The 14,416-nt window shown below is 60.7% G+C and carries 16 protein-coding genes; 7 read left to right on the top strand and 9 right to left on the bottom strand.

Annotated features, from left to right (window positions below):
• Positions 1–2: 2 nt before the first annotated feature.
• The 5 genes from ACYVM5_RS04545 to ACYVM5_RS04525 form a co-directional block, all read right to left on the bottom strand.
• Complete coding sequence (locus ACYVM5_RS04545) at positions 3–830, bottom strand: hypothetical protein (RefSeq protein ID WP_460616956.1); 828 nt, start codon at positions 828–830, stop codon at positions 3–5.
• Positions 827–1,213: a hypothetical protein gene (locus ACYVM5_RS04540; RefSeq protein ID WP_460616955.1), complete on the bottom strand. Its 387-nt coding sequence runs from the start codon at positions 1,211–1,213 to the stop codon at positions 827–829. Before ACYVM5_RS04540 ends, ACYVM5_RS04545 begins: the two co-directional genes overlap by 4 nt.
• 269 nt (positions 1,214–1,482) lie before the next feature.
• The gene (locus ACYVM5_RS04535) at positions 1,483–1,875 is read right to left on the bottom strand and encodes a hypothetical protein (RefSeq protein WP_460616954.1); all 393 of its coding nucleotides are present in this window, start codon (positions 1,873–1,875) and stop codon (positions 1,483–1,485) included.
• Complete coding sequence (locus ACYVM5_RS04530) at positions 1,872–2,258, bottom strand: hypothetical protein (RefSeq protein WP_460616953.1); 387 nt, start codon at positions 2,256–2,258, stop codon at positions 1,872–1,874. The genes ACYVM5_RS04535 and ACYVM5_RS04530 overlap by 4 nt, the downstream gene beginning before the upstream one ends.
• A 26-nt stretch (positions 2,259–2,284) precedes the next feature.
• Complete coding sequence (locus ACYVM5_RS04525; protein ID WP_460616952.1) at positions 2,285–2,509, bottom strand: hypothetical protein; 225 nt, start codon at positions 2,507–2,509, stop codon at positions 2,285–2,287.
• Positions 2,510–2,582: 73 nt separating this feature from the next.
• Between ACYVM5_RS04525 and ACYVM5_RS04520 the strand changes: the two genes are divergently transcribed.
• Both ACYVM5_RS04520 and ACYVM5_RS04515 read left to right on the top strand, forming a co-directional pair.
• Positions 2,583–3,332 (top strand): helix-turn-helix domain-containing protein, encoded by a 750-nt coding sequence (locus ACYVM5_RS04520; protein WP_460616951.1) that lies wholly within the window; start codon positions 2,583–2,585, stop codon positions 3,330–3,332.
• Positions 3,333–3,677: 345 nt separating this feature from the next.
• Positions 3,678–4,394, top strand: a complete 717-nt coding sequence (locus tag ACYVM5_RS04515) for a GAF domain-containing protein (protein ID WP_460616950.1) — start codon at positions 3,678–3,680, stop codon at positions 4,392–4,394.
• A 37-nt stretch (positions 4,395–4,431) separates the two neighbouring features.
• On the opposite strand, the gene ACYVM5_RS04510 is transcribed toward ACYVM5_RS04515, so the two are convergent.
• From ACYVM5_RS04510 to ACYVM5_RS04500, 3 genes are all read right to left on the bottom strand, one after another.
• Complete coding sequence (locus ACYVM5_RS04510; protein ID WP_460616949.1) at positions 4,432–5,301, bottom strand: DNA/RNA non-specific endonuclease; 870 nt, start codon at positions 5,299–5,301, stop codon at positions 4,432–4,434.
• Between the two features lie 172 nt (positions 5,302–5,473).
• A complete protein-coding gene (locus ACYVM5_RS04505) occupies positions 5,474–6,406 on the bottom strand; it encodes an NAD-dependent epimerase/dehydratase family protein (RefSeq protein WP_460616948.1) in 933 nt (310 codons plus the stop codon).
• An 8-nt stretch (positions 6,407–6,414) separates the two neighbouring features.
• The gene (locus ACYVM5_RS04500) at positions 6,415–7,506 is read right to left on the bottom strand and encodes a DegT/DnrJ/EryC1/StrS family aminotransferase (protein WP_460616947.1); all 1,092 of its coding nucleotides are present in this window, start codon (positions 7,504–7,506) and stop codon (positions 6,415–6,417) included.
• 657 nt (positions 7,507–8,163) lie between these two features.
• On the opposite strand from ACYVM5_RS04500, the gene ACYVM5_RS04495 reads away from it, so the two are divergent.
• The gene (locus ACYVM5_RS04495) at positions 8,164–8,661 is read left to right on the top strand and encodes a hypothetical protein (RefSeq protein ID WP_198067384.1); all 498 of its coding nucleotides are present in this window, start codon (positions 8,164–8,166) and stop codon (positions 8,659–8,661) included.
• Positions 8,662–8,746: 85 nt separating this feature from the next.
• Here the strand turns inward: ACYVM5_RS04495 and ACYVM5_RS04490 are convergent, their stop codons facing one another.
• A complete protein-coding gene (locus ACYVM5_RS04490) occupies positions 8,747–9,205 on the bottom strand; it encodes a BLUF domain-containing protein (protein ID WP_460616946.1) in 459 nt (152 codons plus the stop codon).
• Positions 9,206–9,849: 644 nt separating this feature from the next.
• Here ACYVM5_RS04490 and ACYVM5_RS04485 point away from each other — a divergent pair.
• From ACYVM5_RS04485 to ACYVM5_RS04470, 4 genes are all read left to right on the top strand, one after another.
• On the top strand, positions 9,850–11,247 hold the full coding sequence (locus tag ACYVM5_RS04485) for an exopolysaccharide biosynthesis polyprenyl glycosylphosphotransferase (protein WP_460616945.1): 1,398 nt from the start codon (positions 9,850–9,852) through the stop codon (positions 11,245–11,247).
• 41 nt (positions 11,248–11,288) lie between these two features.
• A complete protein-coding gene (locus tag ACYVM5_RS04480; RefSeq protein ID WP_460616944.1) occupies positions 11,289–12,059 on the top strand; it encodes a WecB/TagA/CpsF family glycosyltransferase in 771 nt (256 codons plus the stop codon).
• Between the two features lie 43 nt (positions 12,060–12,102).
• On the top strand, positions 12,103–12,996 hold the full coding sequence (gene rfbF / locus ACYVM5_RS04475) for a glucose-1-phosphate cytidylyltransferase (RefSeq protein WP_460616943.1): 894 nt from the start codon (positions 12,103–12,105) through the stop codon (positions 12,994–12,996).
• Positions 12,997–13,157: 161 nt separating this feature from the next.
• The gene (locus ACYVM5_RS04470) at positions 13,158–14,264 is read left to right on the top strand and encodes an NAD-dependent epimerase/dehydratase family protein (RefSeq protein WP_460616942.1); all 1,107 of its coding nucleotides are present in this window, start codon (positions 13,158–13,160) and stop codon (positions 14,262–14,264) included.
• Positions 14,265–14,416 lie beyond the last annotated feature (152 nt).

Genomic DNA, 14,416 nt, shown 5'->3' with positions numbered 1-14,416 from the left:
GGTTAGCTCCAGCGGTTGGGGTCGGTAGATTTGGGGGCAGTGCGGGCGCGGGTTGGAGTTGCGGGCGGGCCGATGCCGTGGTGGGCAGCCAGAAATTGGGGCCGGCGGCGCATCCAGCCGCGAAAGGCGGCGCGCCAGTCGGCCATGGGCGTTTTGCCGCTGACGCGCCAGCCGTTGCTTTGGTAGTGGTCGTGAAAGGCAGCGGCCTCGGTTTGGGCGTCGGGGCTGTTGGGGTGCTGCTCGGCGGCGTAGTTCTGGACTTCGGTAAGTGTAGGCAGTGCAGCGGGCTCTTTCTTCTGGTTGTTGGCGGTCTTTTGAGCTGGCTCTGCCTGCACAACTTTTTCGATGATGGGAGCGGGCGGGGCGGTGTTAGCCGCCGCCCTCTCTTCTTTTGAAGTTGTAACTGAAGATGAAAATGAAGGGGTTGGAATTTGCTTATCCCCGATGGGTAGGTTTTGGTTGGCGGTTTGGTTAAGCAAAAGCGGATTTCCACCCTTTTTGCCGGCGGCGGTACGTACTCGACGTAGGTTTTCGTCTTTGACCATTCGGCGGCAGTAGAGTGCGCCGTCGGACTCGCGGCGGCTGGCCACGCCGTAATCGAGCAGGGTGGTTAGAATTTGGTTGGCACTTTGGTTATCCAAACCGAGACGGCGGGCGATGACGGTATCGGGCATGGGGGCGCCGTTGACGAGGAGCACGCCGCGTTCGTCGCTGTCGTGCATCATCAACAGCAACTCGAACCAAGCCCCGCGTTGTATGAGGTCGAGGGCCTGGACGCCTTGGTCTTTGTGCCAGTCGCCGGGGTAGAATTGGATAGCTGGGAGTTTCATGCGCGCGTTAGCGTGGGCACAAATGGGAGGGTGGTTGTCGTAGTAGGCTCTTCGAAGAGGTCGAGCTGGCGGTACTCGGTGCATTTGCCACGGAGGGCGGCCTCGACTTCTGTAAGGGCGGTGGCCAGGGTGGTTTCAAGCAGGCCGGTGTAGGGGTAGCTGCCCTGTTCGTCATCGAAGGATTGATAGGGCGTGGTCAGGTTCAGGACCCGTCCGGCGGTTAGCTCGCTCTGGCCAATGAGCGTGACGCCGCCTTGGTAACGGCCCATGGAGAAGCCGGTGACGGTGAAGGGCTCGAACAGGGCGGGCAACTCTTCGGATTCGTCGGGCCAGAAGTCGGGCGTCTCGGTCAACTGTTCGGCTAGTAGGCAGAGGTGCGGCACCAGGCGGCTGAGGGCGTGCGTGAGGTCGGGGTGAACTTGCTCGGCGCAGGTGAGAGCAAATGCGCGGGGTGGGGCGTCGTCGGTGCGCTGCTCGGTGAATTCGCAGGTAAGGTGTTAGTCTTTGAGCTTGACCTTTTGAATGGTGATGATGGAGGTGGTGGCCTCGGGGCTGTCGGGGCCTACAACGGGCAAAAGCTGAGACATAAGGGAACAGGGATTTGGGCCGCCGGATTTGGCTGCTGGTTGCTGTTGGTGGTTTGATGGTGAGGCTACTGCTGAAAGCGGGAGGGCCGGCCGCGTTTCACGCGGGGGGCGGGGGCAGTGGCCGGGGTGGCATCGGTGCGGTTGCGGCGCTGCCAGTCGTGGATTTGGGACAGCAGTACCCGGTCGCCGCGGCTACTCTCGCCCGTGAGGTAGTGCAGGCGACGGGGGTGGTGTTCGGGCAGGCGCATGTAGTCGCGCAGGGTCTCGGGGTGCAGGTCGAGCAGCTCGGCGGTGCGGGGTACGGAATAGGCCGGGTCGGGCGTGGGGGCTGTTTCGAGTTGGCGGCGGGCCTCGGCGGCGCAAGCCTTTTCCAGCGACTCACGCACCCACTCGTGGTTGTCTGGCATCCGTACCGTGATGTGGAGGCCGTCGGCGGTAGTGGTGGTTAGCTCGGTCATGGCTGCGGGGGCGTGGCGTGTTCGGGGAAGAAGCATTTGCCCTTATAGAAGATTGGGGCAATACCTGAGTCCTTGCGGTGGGCAATGATGTGCTGCAACTGCGTGAGCACCTGGGCAGCGGTGTCGGCGTCGAACTCGTAGCGCCACAGTTCCACCCACACGGCTTCGCGGTGAGTCAGGAAAGGGCTGTCGATGGCTTCTCCCAAATCGTAGCGCTGGGCATGCGTCGGGCGGGCGTAGTCAGAGGTAAAGTCGTTGTTGGGGCAGGCCCGGGTGGCCGCTTCCAGGGCTGCTGTAGCTGCGCGGGGCTCTTCGAGCAGGTAAGGACCTGGCGGCAGGGGGCGGCGGGGATAGTGCTGGTCGGCTTTAATAAAGAGCATCATAATTAGAAGGGCTAGCGTGAGTGGACTTAATGATTGAGTTGTGCGAGGTCGTGTTGCACCTGCTGGCTGCCGGCGGCCTTAATGAGGCGGATGGCCTCGGCAACGGCAGGGTGAGCCGGCTTTGCCTTCTGCAAGGCTTTGGAAACGGCTGCATGGGACAGTTTCAGCGAGCGGGCGATGTCAGAAATGGCGCCGTGCGGAAGTAACATCCGCAGGTCTTTTGGCGTTGAGGCGGTTTCAAGTGGTTGCATTTGGTCGAATATTTGTTACCTTCGAAAGCAATATGACACTCAAATGTAAGTAAAAGTTACCAAAAGTTGCAAAATGAAAACACTCGAACGAAAAAAGCTTAGTGAGGTGACTCCGCTGCCGTCGCTCAAAATGAGTGAGCGGCTGAAGGTTGTGCGCAAGTCGCGTGACATGACGCAACAGGAAATGGCTGACCTGATAGGTACCTCACGCCCATCCATTGCGCAACTGGAAGCAGGCCGCCATCAGCCAAGTAATGAGGCGTTGGAAACCATCGTAGCCAAGCTGGGCATCAGCCGTAATTGGCTGTGGTTTGGCAGTGGCCCCATGGAGGAGTTCAGTCCGCTGGGTGGCAACGTGAAGGTGCTGGCCGGTCTGGAAGAGGGCGACTATCTGGACATAGAATTCATCGGCTGCAAGGTGCGTGGTAGCTTCCTGGACCTGATGGACGATGGCGGCGAAGTGAGCCAGTTCGAGAGTCCAGAAATCGTGCGCATCTACGACCCGACGCCGGAGATGCGCAAGCCGGGCACGAAGGGCTTTGAGATTGACGGCGACTCGATGGAGCCGCAGCTGCGCTCGGGTATGAAGGTAGTGGGCGTACGGGTGGACCTAGCCGATGTGAAGTATGCTACCAGCGGGGTGTACGTGGTAGCCTTTGGCAACCAGCTTACCATTAAGCGGGTGAAGAGTAATGACATTCTGGAGCGGGGCATCCTGATGCTGCACGCCGATAATCCCAATGCCGGTAGCTTGCCAGTGGCCGCTGAAGATATCCGCTTCATGTGGCGCGTAGTGAGAATTTTTTACGCTGACGTGATTTAAATTTGGGGAGAGCACAAAACCGGGACACACGCTGATACCGGGACATAAACCGGGACAATTTGACGCCTGAAATGCCTTTTTGAGGTTATTTGAGGGGTATGGCGGTCTCAGGAGGGAGCGCCAACAACGAGAATGCCCATCGATATTCGATGGGCATTTTTGCGTTTATAACGTGATATAACAGGCATTGAACCCACTCTGGAAGTTGCAACAACCAGGGTGCGGTGCCAGCAAGTTGTGAATAAATGGCTGCCATTAAGTTGCAGAACAAGGTTCCTCATTACTATTGATGAGCTACTAGGAAACAAGGCTTAAGTTTGCAAACCTTCCCTCAGCGCTTTGCCCATGTCCGCTACTCCTGCCTCTTTGTTGCCCGCGGACGAAACCCAGCGGTTGCAAAGCCTCCGCGTTTACGATGTGCTGTCTACCCTCAGCGAGCCTCTGTTTGATGAGTTTGTGGCTCTTACTGCGCAGGTATTCAGTCTACCCATCTCCCTAATTGCCGTGGTTGAGGAAAACGAGGTGTACTACCCCGCCAACCACGGCATGCCCGGCAATGACCAGCAGCCCCGCGTCGAAGCGCTCTGCTCCAGTGCCATCCAGCAGGCCCGCGCTGTGGTTTACCACGACTTGGTGCTCGAAGACAGCGCGGCCATTACGCCTGAAGCTGCCCGCGCTGCCGAAGAGAATGAGCTGCGCTTCTACGCCGGTGCTCCGTTGCTCCTGCCCAACCAGCGCCTGCTCGGTACCCTTTGCATCATCGACCGCCAGCCCCGCACCTTCAGCCCCGACGAGCAGCAGGTGCTTGACCACCTGGCGGCCGTAGTGAGCCAGACCATTGCCGTGCGGCATTCCTGCCTGGCCCGACTGCCCGCCGGTGCCGCGCAGTGGGAGACGCTGCGCACCCAGCTTCAGGAAGAGCTACGCGAGCTCACGGCGTTGGTGCGCTACCTTTTCACCCGGCACGGCGTACAAATTCCCGTGCCCGCCGACCTGCTGGCTCAGGTCGAACGCCGCCTGTTCGACCTGCAGCGCTTGCTTGTCGAAGCGTTGCCAAAATAGCTTTTGGGGATTTTAGAACTGATTCGGGGGCACTCCGCTAGTTGGTAGGGCCGGTGTCGACGCGGGCTTCTATCACCTGCTGCACTGCTGTGGGCACGGCCGAAAGTAAGTCGAGACCAGTAGCTGTTTCGATGGCATCGACGCTGGTGCGGTAGGTGGCCCACGTCGTGCTAAGGGAATTGTCGTTGGGGGTATCGATGGCGATAACGCGGGTGCTGGCGCTGACGCGGCTGGCGTCGTTGGTGCCGATGGGCATTACCACGATGACTTTCCAGCAGCGGGCCGGCACCGTCACGCGGCCTTGGTCGAGGCTGGTGGCGTAGCCGTTGGTGCCCGTACCGCCGCGCCCGTAGCTGCCGCAAATGACGTAAACTTCGTTGTCGGAGCCGATTAAGGTGCGGGTATAATCCTCCAGATTGGCCCAGGTTTGCTGGTTGTTGCGCGGGGCCTGGGGCATCATGTTGGTCATGAGGAAGGTGGCCGAATTGTCGGCCACGGTGCTGGTGCGGTCGGCGCTGGGGCAATTGTGACCCCGGTCGAAGCCTGAGCCGGTGTAGCTGGTGGCCTGCACCTGGTACCAGCCGGTGGGCAGGGTGTCATCGGCCCGGAAATCGTCCTGACGGGCGGCGCTACCGCGCCAATCGGAGGTCAGGTGCCAACTCGCCCAGTTCGGAATGCCCCGGTCGCGGTGGTAGCTCAGGGCGTATTGGGGCTTGAGCAGGAGGTAATTGGTGGGCTGCGTTGGGTCGGCGGTGGCCCCGCTGGGATTGCCGAGGGTGAGATGCTCTGGTAGCGGCTGGGCTGCAGCGCCGGGGCCGGCGGGCGCTACGGTTTCGCGTTGGCAAGCGGCCAGCAGCAGGGACAGGGCGAGGGCGGGAAGGCGAAAATCTCGAAGGAAATGGTGCATAGACTGGCAAGTAACAATAGCCCTTACTACGTGCATAAGGGGCAAAAAAGTCCTTGCATACGCTAAGCCAAGCGTATTTGTCGCTTTTACTCCGGCTCTGAGGCTGTTTGGTTGGTCCTGAAGGCGCTGTTTGATGGATGCGGGAAGCAGTTTTAAAACCAACCAGGTAGCTTCAGTACGGAAACACCGACTCGTAGTACTTAATGGTTTCGGCAATGCCGTCCTGGAAATCGGTGAACCGGAACAGCGGGAATACCTGACGGAATTTAGCGTTGTCCATCACTTTTTTGGGAGCGCCGTCGGGCTTGCTGGCATCCCAGCGGAGCTGGCCGTGGTAGCCGAATTTGGTTTGGATAATGCCCACCAGCTCGCGCACGCTCAGGCCGTCGTTCTGGGCCAGGTTGGTGGGCTGGTCGAGGCCGGGGCGGTCGGGGTTTTGCAGCACTTCCCACACCAGACGGGCAAAATCGGAGGCATAAAGCCACTCGCGGATGGGCAGGCCCGTGCCCCAAATCGAGAGCTCGGGCTGGCCCAGGTTTTCGGCCTTCACAAATTTAGAAATCAACGCATTGAGCGCGTGCGCTTTGTTGGGGTCGGTGGAGTCGTAGGGGCCGTACATGTTGGGGGTGAGCAGGTGGATGCTGCGCACGCCGTACTGCATCTCAAAGCACTCGGCGGTGGCCCACAGCAGGCGGCGGCTGGCCCCGTAGCTCAGCACGGAGCGGTGCAGGTGGCCGTTCCACCAGCCGCTTTCCTCAAATACATCGGCATCGGCCGGGTAGGCGCAGTTGGCGATGGGGTTCACCACCAGTGCCTCGGGGCATTCGCGGGCCACGGCCTCGTACATGCCCAGAATCATGCGCGAGTTATCGGCAATCACCGTGGCGGCCTTTTCGGTCACGTAGTTGAGGCTGCCCACGTGGGCCGCGCAGTTCACGATGTGCGTGGGGCGGTGGGCGCGCAGAAACGCGGCCGTAGCGGCGGCATCGCGCAGGTCGAGGCCGGTGCTGAGCGATGCTCCCACGTAGGCCACGCCGCGCTGGCAGAGCTCCCGGGCCATGTTGCGGCCGGCAAAGCCGGTGTGGCCAAACAGAACGACTTTCATGGCCGGGCTTACCATCCTTGCTTGATTACGTCCACGATGTAGGCCACCTGCTCGGCGGTCAGGGCATCGTGTAGGGGCACGTGAATCTGGGTGTCGTCGAAGCGGCGCTGGCGGGTCAGTTCGGGGCGCTTGCCGCCGAATAACGCGTTGTGGTCGATGCCGTCGTGCACCACCGAGGACGCTATGCCCTTCGCCCGCAGCGCCCGAATGAACTCCAATCGGTTTTCAACGTGGAACCCGAACAGCCAGTGGGCGCTTTCGCGGTCGGGCTGGTGCACGAAGTGCGTGAGGCCGGGCACCTGGCGCAGGCCGTCGCGGTACTGCTGCACGCGGGCGCGCCGCGCCGTCATGCGCTCGCCAAAGCCGTCGAGATTGGCCAGGCCGAGGGCGGCGGCATAGTCCGAGAGGTGGTACTTGTAGCCCACGTCGGTGAGGTCGTATTCGCGCTCGCCCAGCTCATTCACCGGCGAGCTGGCCCGGTCGATGCCAAACCAGCGCCGCCGAAACACCTCGCGGGCCATTTCCGGGGAGCGGGCGCACAGCGCGCCGCCATCGCCGGTGGTGAGGTGCTTGATGGCCTGAAACGAAAAGCAGGTGAAATCCGAAATGGCCCCGATGGCCTGACCCCGGTAGCTGGCCCCGGGGCTGTGGGCCGCGTCCTCAATCACTACCAGGCCGTGCTTGTCGGCAATGGCTTGGATTTCGGCCAAGTCGCAGGGGTAGCCGCCCCAGTGCACCGCCATAATGGCCTTGGTGCGCGGCGTGATGCGGTGCTCGATGTCGGCCGGGTCGATGTTGCCGGTTTCGTACTGGATATCGGCAAACACGGGCTTGGCGCCCACCTGCACCACCGTCAGGGCCGTGGCGATGAAAGTTTGCGGGGCCAGAATTACCTCGTCGCCGGCTCCGATGCCGGCACACTCCAGAGCCAGGTGCAGCGCGCTGGTGCCCGAGTTGAGGGCCGCGGGGTGGTGCATGCCCAGTTCGGCGCTGAGCCGGGCCTCAAATTCCTGCACCAGCTTGCCCTCGCTCAGGTAGGTGCTGGCCAAAACCTTGCCCACGCGCCGGGCCGCGTCGGGGTGCACAAACGTGCTGAACATTGGTAGTAGCTGGCCCGCTGCCGGAGCCGGAGTATGGGTTCCAACAATCGGGGAGGGTAAGTAAGTGTTGACCATCGCAGTGAGATTGGAAATATGGCTTAAATATAATAATATCTTCGGATATTCATTTGTTATTTTTAGTAATAAGTTTTTTTAGAGAAAAAATAGTGGCTTGCGGTGAATGCAGAGGCTTTAGTTCAATGCGCCATGCTGCTTGCCCAGCGTGCGTAACCGGTCAGCGATGCACCAGTACCGTCGCCGGCCAAGGGGCCATCCTGGCTGGCCGGTACCGGCGTTGGCGGGCCGGGCAGCCATCGGTATCGTGTAATAGCGGAAATTGATTTAAAACAAAACCAATATCACCATATCCGTAACAAGGGCAGGATTACCCAACAAGTGATATTTATATTCGTAATATGCTGAAATGGAATCGTTTTGTACTAATTTATCCAATGTGATTTTATAAATAGAAAATTCTAATAATAGGCTTTTTCCGCGAATGGCTGAACCAAAACAAAACAGAGAAAGTTAGGCTCCCAAGTATCGGATATAGTATAGTTCTGATGCTGATTTCGAATGCTTGCCCATTAAATAACTACATGTTTCACTATGCCTGCTCCCTTACCGGGGCGGCGTAAACCCCAAAAAGTTGTTTGCATGAAAAAAATGCCCCTGTTCCTGGGTGTGGCCTTCGCCGCGCTGACCTTAGCCTCCTGCGAAAAAGAGCTCGAGCAAGTAAATAGCTCTCCTTCATCCGCCTCCGCTGCATCGACACTGGCCAAACCTGACCTGCTCACAACCGGCAACTGGCGCCAGACCGGCCTGACCGTGACTGCCGCCGGCGAAGGCACGGCCCCTGCCGCAACTTCCGACCTGTTTGCCCAAGCCAAACCTTCTATGCTGGTGCAAAGCGCCGTGTATAAGTCGGACGGCACCTACACGCTGCTGCGTGGCCCGCGCCCCGGCAAGCAAACCGCCGAGCCCGTGAGCGGTACCTGGCGTCTGACGGCTTCGGCCGACTCGCTCATCCTCACCCAGGCCGACCACACCCGCCGCTTCGCCGTGGCCGAACTGACGGCCACCACGCTGCGCCTCACCCATTCGGAAGGCGCTGCTGGCAAAGGCTCGGTGTACACTTCGGTGTTCTCGCGCTAAGCGCACCATTTTTCCTGGGCATGCTGCACCGCCCGGCCACCATGGCCGGGCGGTGTTTTTTTTGGCCCGTAGCCAGGCACCGGGCTCAGCGCCGGCTGCCAATCATGCTTTCGGCCAGGGGGCTGTCGTCGTAGCCGGCCGTGAAATCCAGCAGCAGGTGCTTCAACTCGGGCGGAGCCTGGACCAGGTTGCTCACCCGAAAGTAGGCCGCGCTGGGGGCCAGGTAACCCGGCAGTGCCAGCAAGCCGGTTCCGGAGCGAAAACTCATGCTCCAGTCCGGAAATAGCTGCGCGGTGCCGGGGCCTTCGCTTAGCACCACCAAGTGCTCGTGGCGCGGGTCGGCGGCAATGCGGTCGTAGTACAGGTGCTGCACGGTGCCTTTCTCACCTTCCAGCAGTTGGAGGAACTGGCCATTGGGGGCGTGCAGCAGAATGCCGGTAATGCCCCGGGCCGCATTGTAAGCGCGCGATTTCTCCAGCAGCTCCAGCAGCTCCGGCAAGCTGAAGCTGGCCAGGGCCAGGCTTTGGTATAAGAGGTGATACAAGCCCATGACAGGGAAGCTGCTGATACCGCGGCGGCGGCTGTAACAAATACGAACGAGGGGCTTACCTATAATAAGGCTGTGGCAGCTGCTGGCTGTGGTGGCGCGGAAAGCCATTGGCAACCAGTGATGCCCAGAGTGAGCCGAGTTGGTGCGTACTGCGGCCGGAGTGAAAGGCTCACAGACACTTATGCTTGCAAAGTGCTCAAATGTACATATAATTTTAATGATTACATATTGTATATTAATTTGATTCAAAAAATGTTGATATACTATGTATATAGCAGGGGAGGTAGAAGGCCGTCATTGGCAATGCCTCGCTAAAACCAGTGGTGTCTCCTCGGGATAGTGAAGCGGGAAGCCATTGGTAGTGCCGCGGCGACAGCCCCTTTCTATACGCACTTCTGATAGACAGAATTGATACAGAATTTAATATATTAAATAATGAATATTAAAAACTTCAATTGCTTGTAATTCAGGCACAAGGCTTCACAATGCCTATAACTATTTCTGTAAACAAAATAACGTGCAAAATATTTAGTCATATTAAATATTGATAATTAAATATTAATTCTATACCTTACTTCCATATTCATCCCGGAGCAAGTGTTTGTCGGGGCAGTTAGCAACTCGTTACTTCCTGAGCTATGGAGCGTTACGTACGATACTCGGATACTTCCCGCTTTATTTTGCTGGCTGTGGACGGTGGCCTTATCTGGCTGGCCTTTCATATGGCCGAGTTTGTGGTGTGGCACTCGTGGTCGATGAAGGGCGAGACGCCCTTTTTCATCATCACGTTTGCACTGCTGTGGTGGCTGCTCTCGCGGCAGTACGCCAACGTGTACCGGCTCGACCGGCGCATTTCGTATGGCGAGAAGCTGCGGCACCTGCTCACGGCTTTCCTGCTGCACGGCGTGCTGGTGGTGGGCACAGTGGTGGCGCTGCGCATCAACTACCTCTCCACGCGCTACCTGTTGGCGGTTTATGGCTTTGCGGTGGCGGGCGTGGTGGTGGGCCGGTTTGCGGTCACGTTTAGCTACCGCGCCTGGCTGCGGTACTTTGCCAGGGTGCACAACCGCTTTGTGATAGTGGGGGCCAGCCAGAGCGGACAGGAGTTGTACCACGCCCTCACGGCCGACGACTCGGGCACGTACCAGTTCAAGGGCTTTTTTACGGATGAGGCGCTGCCCACCACCCTGCGCGGCCTGCGGCGCGGTGCCGTGGCCGACCTGATGAACTACTGCCTGAGCACGCCGGTGGACGAAATCTACTTCGCGCTGCCGCTCGATAGGCACGACTTGATTGAGGAGCTGTCGCGCTTCGCGGAAGACCATTTCCTGGCCTTTCGCATCGTGCCCGACTATAACGGCACGGTGGGTAAGGACGTGGGCGTGTATTTCCACGACCACCTGCCCATTCTCACGGTGCGGCAGGAGCCGCTGGGCTTCCGCACCAACCAGGTGCTGAAGCGGGTGTTTGACCTGGGCTTTTCGCTGCTGGTGATTCTGGGGCTGTTTCCCATCATTCTGCCGGTGCTGGCGCTGCTCATTAAGCTCGATTCGCCGGGGCCGGTGTTCTTCAAGCAGATGCGGCCGGGCAAGCGCAACAAGCTGTTTCCGTGCTACAAACTGCGCACCATGCGCGCCGACCACCGCCAGACCGAGCTGCAGGCCACCAAGGCCGACCCCCGGGTGACCCGCGTGGGCAAGTACCTGCGCAAGTATAATCTGGACGAGCTGCCGCAGTTTTTCAACGTGCTGCTGGGGCACATGTCGGTGGTGGGGCCACGGCCCAACATGGTGTCGCAGTTGGAGGAATACTCCAAGCGCAGCCGCACCTACCAGCTGCGCCACGCCGTGACGCCCGGCATCACGGGCTACGCGCAGGTGAACGGCTTCCGGGGCGAAACCCGCGCCCCCAACGCCATGGAAAAGCGCGTGGAATACGACCTGAAATACGTGCAAAACTGGTCGTTCGGGCTCGATTTGCAAATCATCGGCAAGACCGTGCGGAACATGGTGCGCGGCGAGGAGAATGCCTATTAGGGGCTAGAGTAAGGCAATTACAACATCAACCCAAGCCCGCTATGCTGCCGAAACACGCCGTATTGCACGCCAATATCTCGACGGGGCGCACCGCTGATTTCGTCGATACCATTCTGGGATTGGGCGCGGCACGGGCGTCGGCCTACGTGTGCTTTGCCAACGTGCACATGCTGGTGGAAGCCGAGCGCAACGCCGAATTCCGGCAGATTGTGAACGGCGCGGCCGTGGCCGCACCCGACGGCAGCCCGGTGGCAGCGGCAGTGCGCTGGTTCCGGGGCCCGGCCCAGGAGCGCATGGCGGGCATGGACCTGCTGCCCGAGCTGCTGCGCCACGCCGCCGAGCGGGGCCAGTCGGTGTACTTCTATGGCACTACTGATGAGGTTTTGCAGGCCATGGTGTGGCGGGCGCGCTGGGAATTGCCCAAGCTGCGGATAGTAGGAGCGTATGCGCCCCCGTTTCGCCCCCTGACGGATGAAGAAGACGCTGAGGAAGTAGCCGCCATCAACGCAGCCGACCCTGATTTGCTGTTTGTGGCGCTGGGTTGCCCGCGCCAGGAGCGCTGGATGGCGGCCCACCAGGGACGCATCGGAGCGTGCATGCTGGGGGTGGGGCAGGCCTTCCGGGTGTATGCCGGGCTGGAGCCGCGCCTGCCGGCCTGGGCCCGCAAGCTGTGGCTGGAATGGGCCTTCCGGCTGTGGCAGGAGCCGCGCCGCCTGGCCCGCCGCTACTTCGTCACCAACACCCGCTTTGTGTATTTGATGGCCCGCGCCACGCTGGAAAATATGGCCGGCTGGCTGCCCGCCGTGGCCTGAGCGGGCCGCTTTTTAGTCGATTTCTTACCCAACCTTTTTTCAGATGAAAGCAGTGATACTAGCGGGCGGCTACGGCACCCGAATCAGCGAGGAAAGCGGCGTGCGGCCCAAGCCCATGGTTGAAATCGGCGGCAAGCCCATTCTGTGGCACATCATGAAGATTTATGCCCACCACGGCATCACCGATTTTGTGATTTGCTGCGGCTACAAGGGCCACATGATTAAGCAGTATTTCTCCGATTATTTCCTGCTGAACTCGGACGTGACCTTCCGGATGGACCGTAACGAGATGCAGATTCATCGCAACAATGCCGAGCCCTGGACCGTGACGCTGGTGGACACCGGCCTGGAAACCATGACCGGCGGCCGCCTGCGGCGCGTGCAGAAATATCTTGATAACGAGACATTTTGCCTGACCTACGGCGACGGCGTGAGCAACGTCGACATCGCGGCCAGCATAGCGTATCACCGGGCGCAGGGCGTGCTGGCCACGCTCACGGCGGTGCGGCAGCCGGGCCGCTTCGGGGTGTTCAACCTCGGCGATGGCGACAGCCACGTGAGCAATTTCATGGAGAAGCCCGAGGGCGGCGAAACGCCCTGGATTAACGGCGGCTTTTTCGTGCTGGAGCCGGGCATTTTCGACTACCTCGACCACGACCAGACGGTGTGGGAAAAGGCCCCGTTGGAGCACCTGGCCGCCGCCGGGCAGCTGGCCGCCTACCGCCACGCCGGCTTCTGGCAGCCCATGGACACGCTGCGCGACCGCAACATGCTGGAGGAGCTGTGGCAGTCCGGCAAGGCCGAGTGGAAGCTCTGGGACCAGGCCCCGGCCGCGCCCGTGAGCGAGCCTGAGCTGGAAACCATCCTGGCCGCACCGCTGGCTGAGCCGGCCGGGCGTGGCCGGGCGGCGACCACCAAAATGATGCCCAGCGACTAAAGACACCAACCACGAACGCCGTGCCGAGCGCCGCTGGCGCATTGCCGCAGCTCCGCTGAGATAGAACGGAGCCCCTTCCCACGGCCGCGATGGGTTGGCGCGCCCGGCATGGCATTCCGGGTGATTGACGGCTGTATAAATCTCACTTCTAATTGATTACTATGAAACCCTCTCGCATTCTCATCACCGGCAACATGGGCTACGTGGGGCCCGGCGTGGTGCGCCACCTCCGACAGACGTATCCCAACGCCGAACTGATTGGCTACGACATGGGCTTTTTTGCCCACTGCCTCACCGGGGCCACTCGCTTGCCCGAGTCGCGCCTCGACCGCCAGGTGTTTGGCGACGTGCGGACGCTGCCTTCGGGCCTGCTGGCCGGCGTGGATGCCGTGGTGCACCTGGCCGCCATTTCCAACGACCCCATGGGCACGGCCTACGAGGACGTGACGATGGACGTGAACTACCGCGCCGGCATTGCCCTGGCCAAGCGGGCCAAAACCTATGGCGTAAAAAGCTTCGTGTTTGCCAGCTCGTGCAGCATGTACGGGCTGGGCGGCGAGGACGCCAAAACCGAAACTTCCACCCTGAACCCGCTCACGGCCTACGCCCGCTCCAAGGTGGCCAGCGAGCGCGACCTGGCCCCGCTGGCCGATGAAAACTTCCGGGTAACCTGCCTGCGCTTCGCCACGGCCTGCGGCTGGAGCGACCGCCTGCGCCTCGACCTGGTGCTGAACGACTTCGTGGCCGGTGCGGTGGCTACCGGCGAAATCAGCATTCTGAGCGACGGCACGCCCTGGCGGCCCCTCATTCATGTGCTGGACATGGCCCGCGCCATTGGCTGGGCCGTGACGCGGGAGGCCGGCAACGGCGGCGCTTTTGTGGCTGTGAATGCCGGAGCCAACAGCTGGAACTACCGCGTGCGCGAGCTGGCCGAAGCCGTGGCCGCCGCCATTCCCGGCACCCAGGTGCGCCTCAACCCCGACGCCGCCCCCGACCTGCGCTCGTACCGCGTCGATTTCAGTTTGTTCCGCCGCCTCGCGCCCGACCACCAGCCCATCCACACCCTGGCCGATACCATTGGCGAGCTGCAGCGCAAGCTGACGGAAATGAGCTTCCGCGACCCCAATTTCCGCGCTTCCCGCTTGATGCGGCTGCGCGTGCTGGCCGCCCTGCGCGAGCAGGACGAGCTGACCGAGGACCTGACCTGGGCCCCCGGCCCGGCTAAAACGACTGTACCGCTCTATCGGCCCGAATTGGTGGTGGTCTGAGCTGAATTCGGCTGTCACCCTGAGTACAGCGAAGGACCTTATCACCGAAGAACAGCTTGCAGCAATTCTAGCAATGCGAACGTGATAAGGTCCTTCGCAAGCACAGGATGACAGACGCGAAACCAATAACCCAGCCGCCAAAAATCAACCCT

The organism is Hymenobacter ruber, assembly GCF_054783255.1.
Note: the sequence above shows the minus strand (reverse complement) of the source record. Positions and strands in the feature narration are given on the sequence as shown.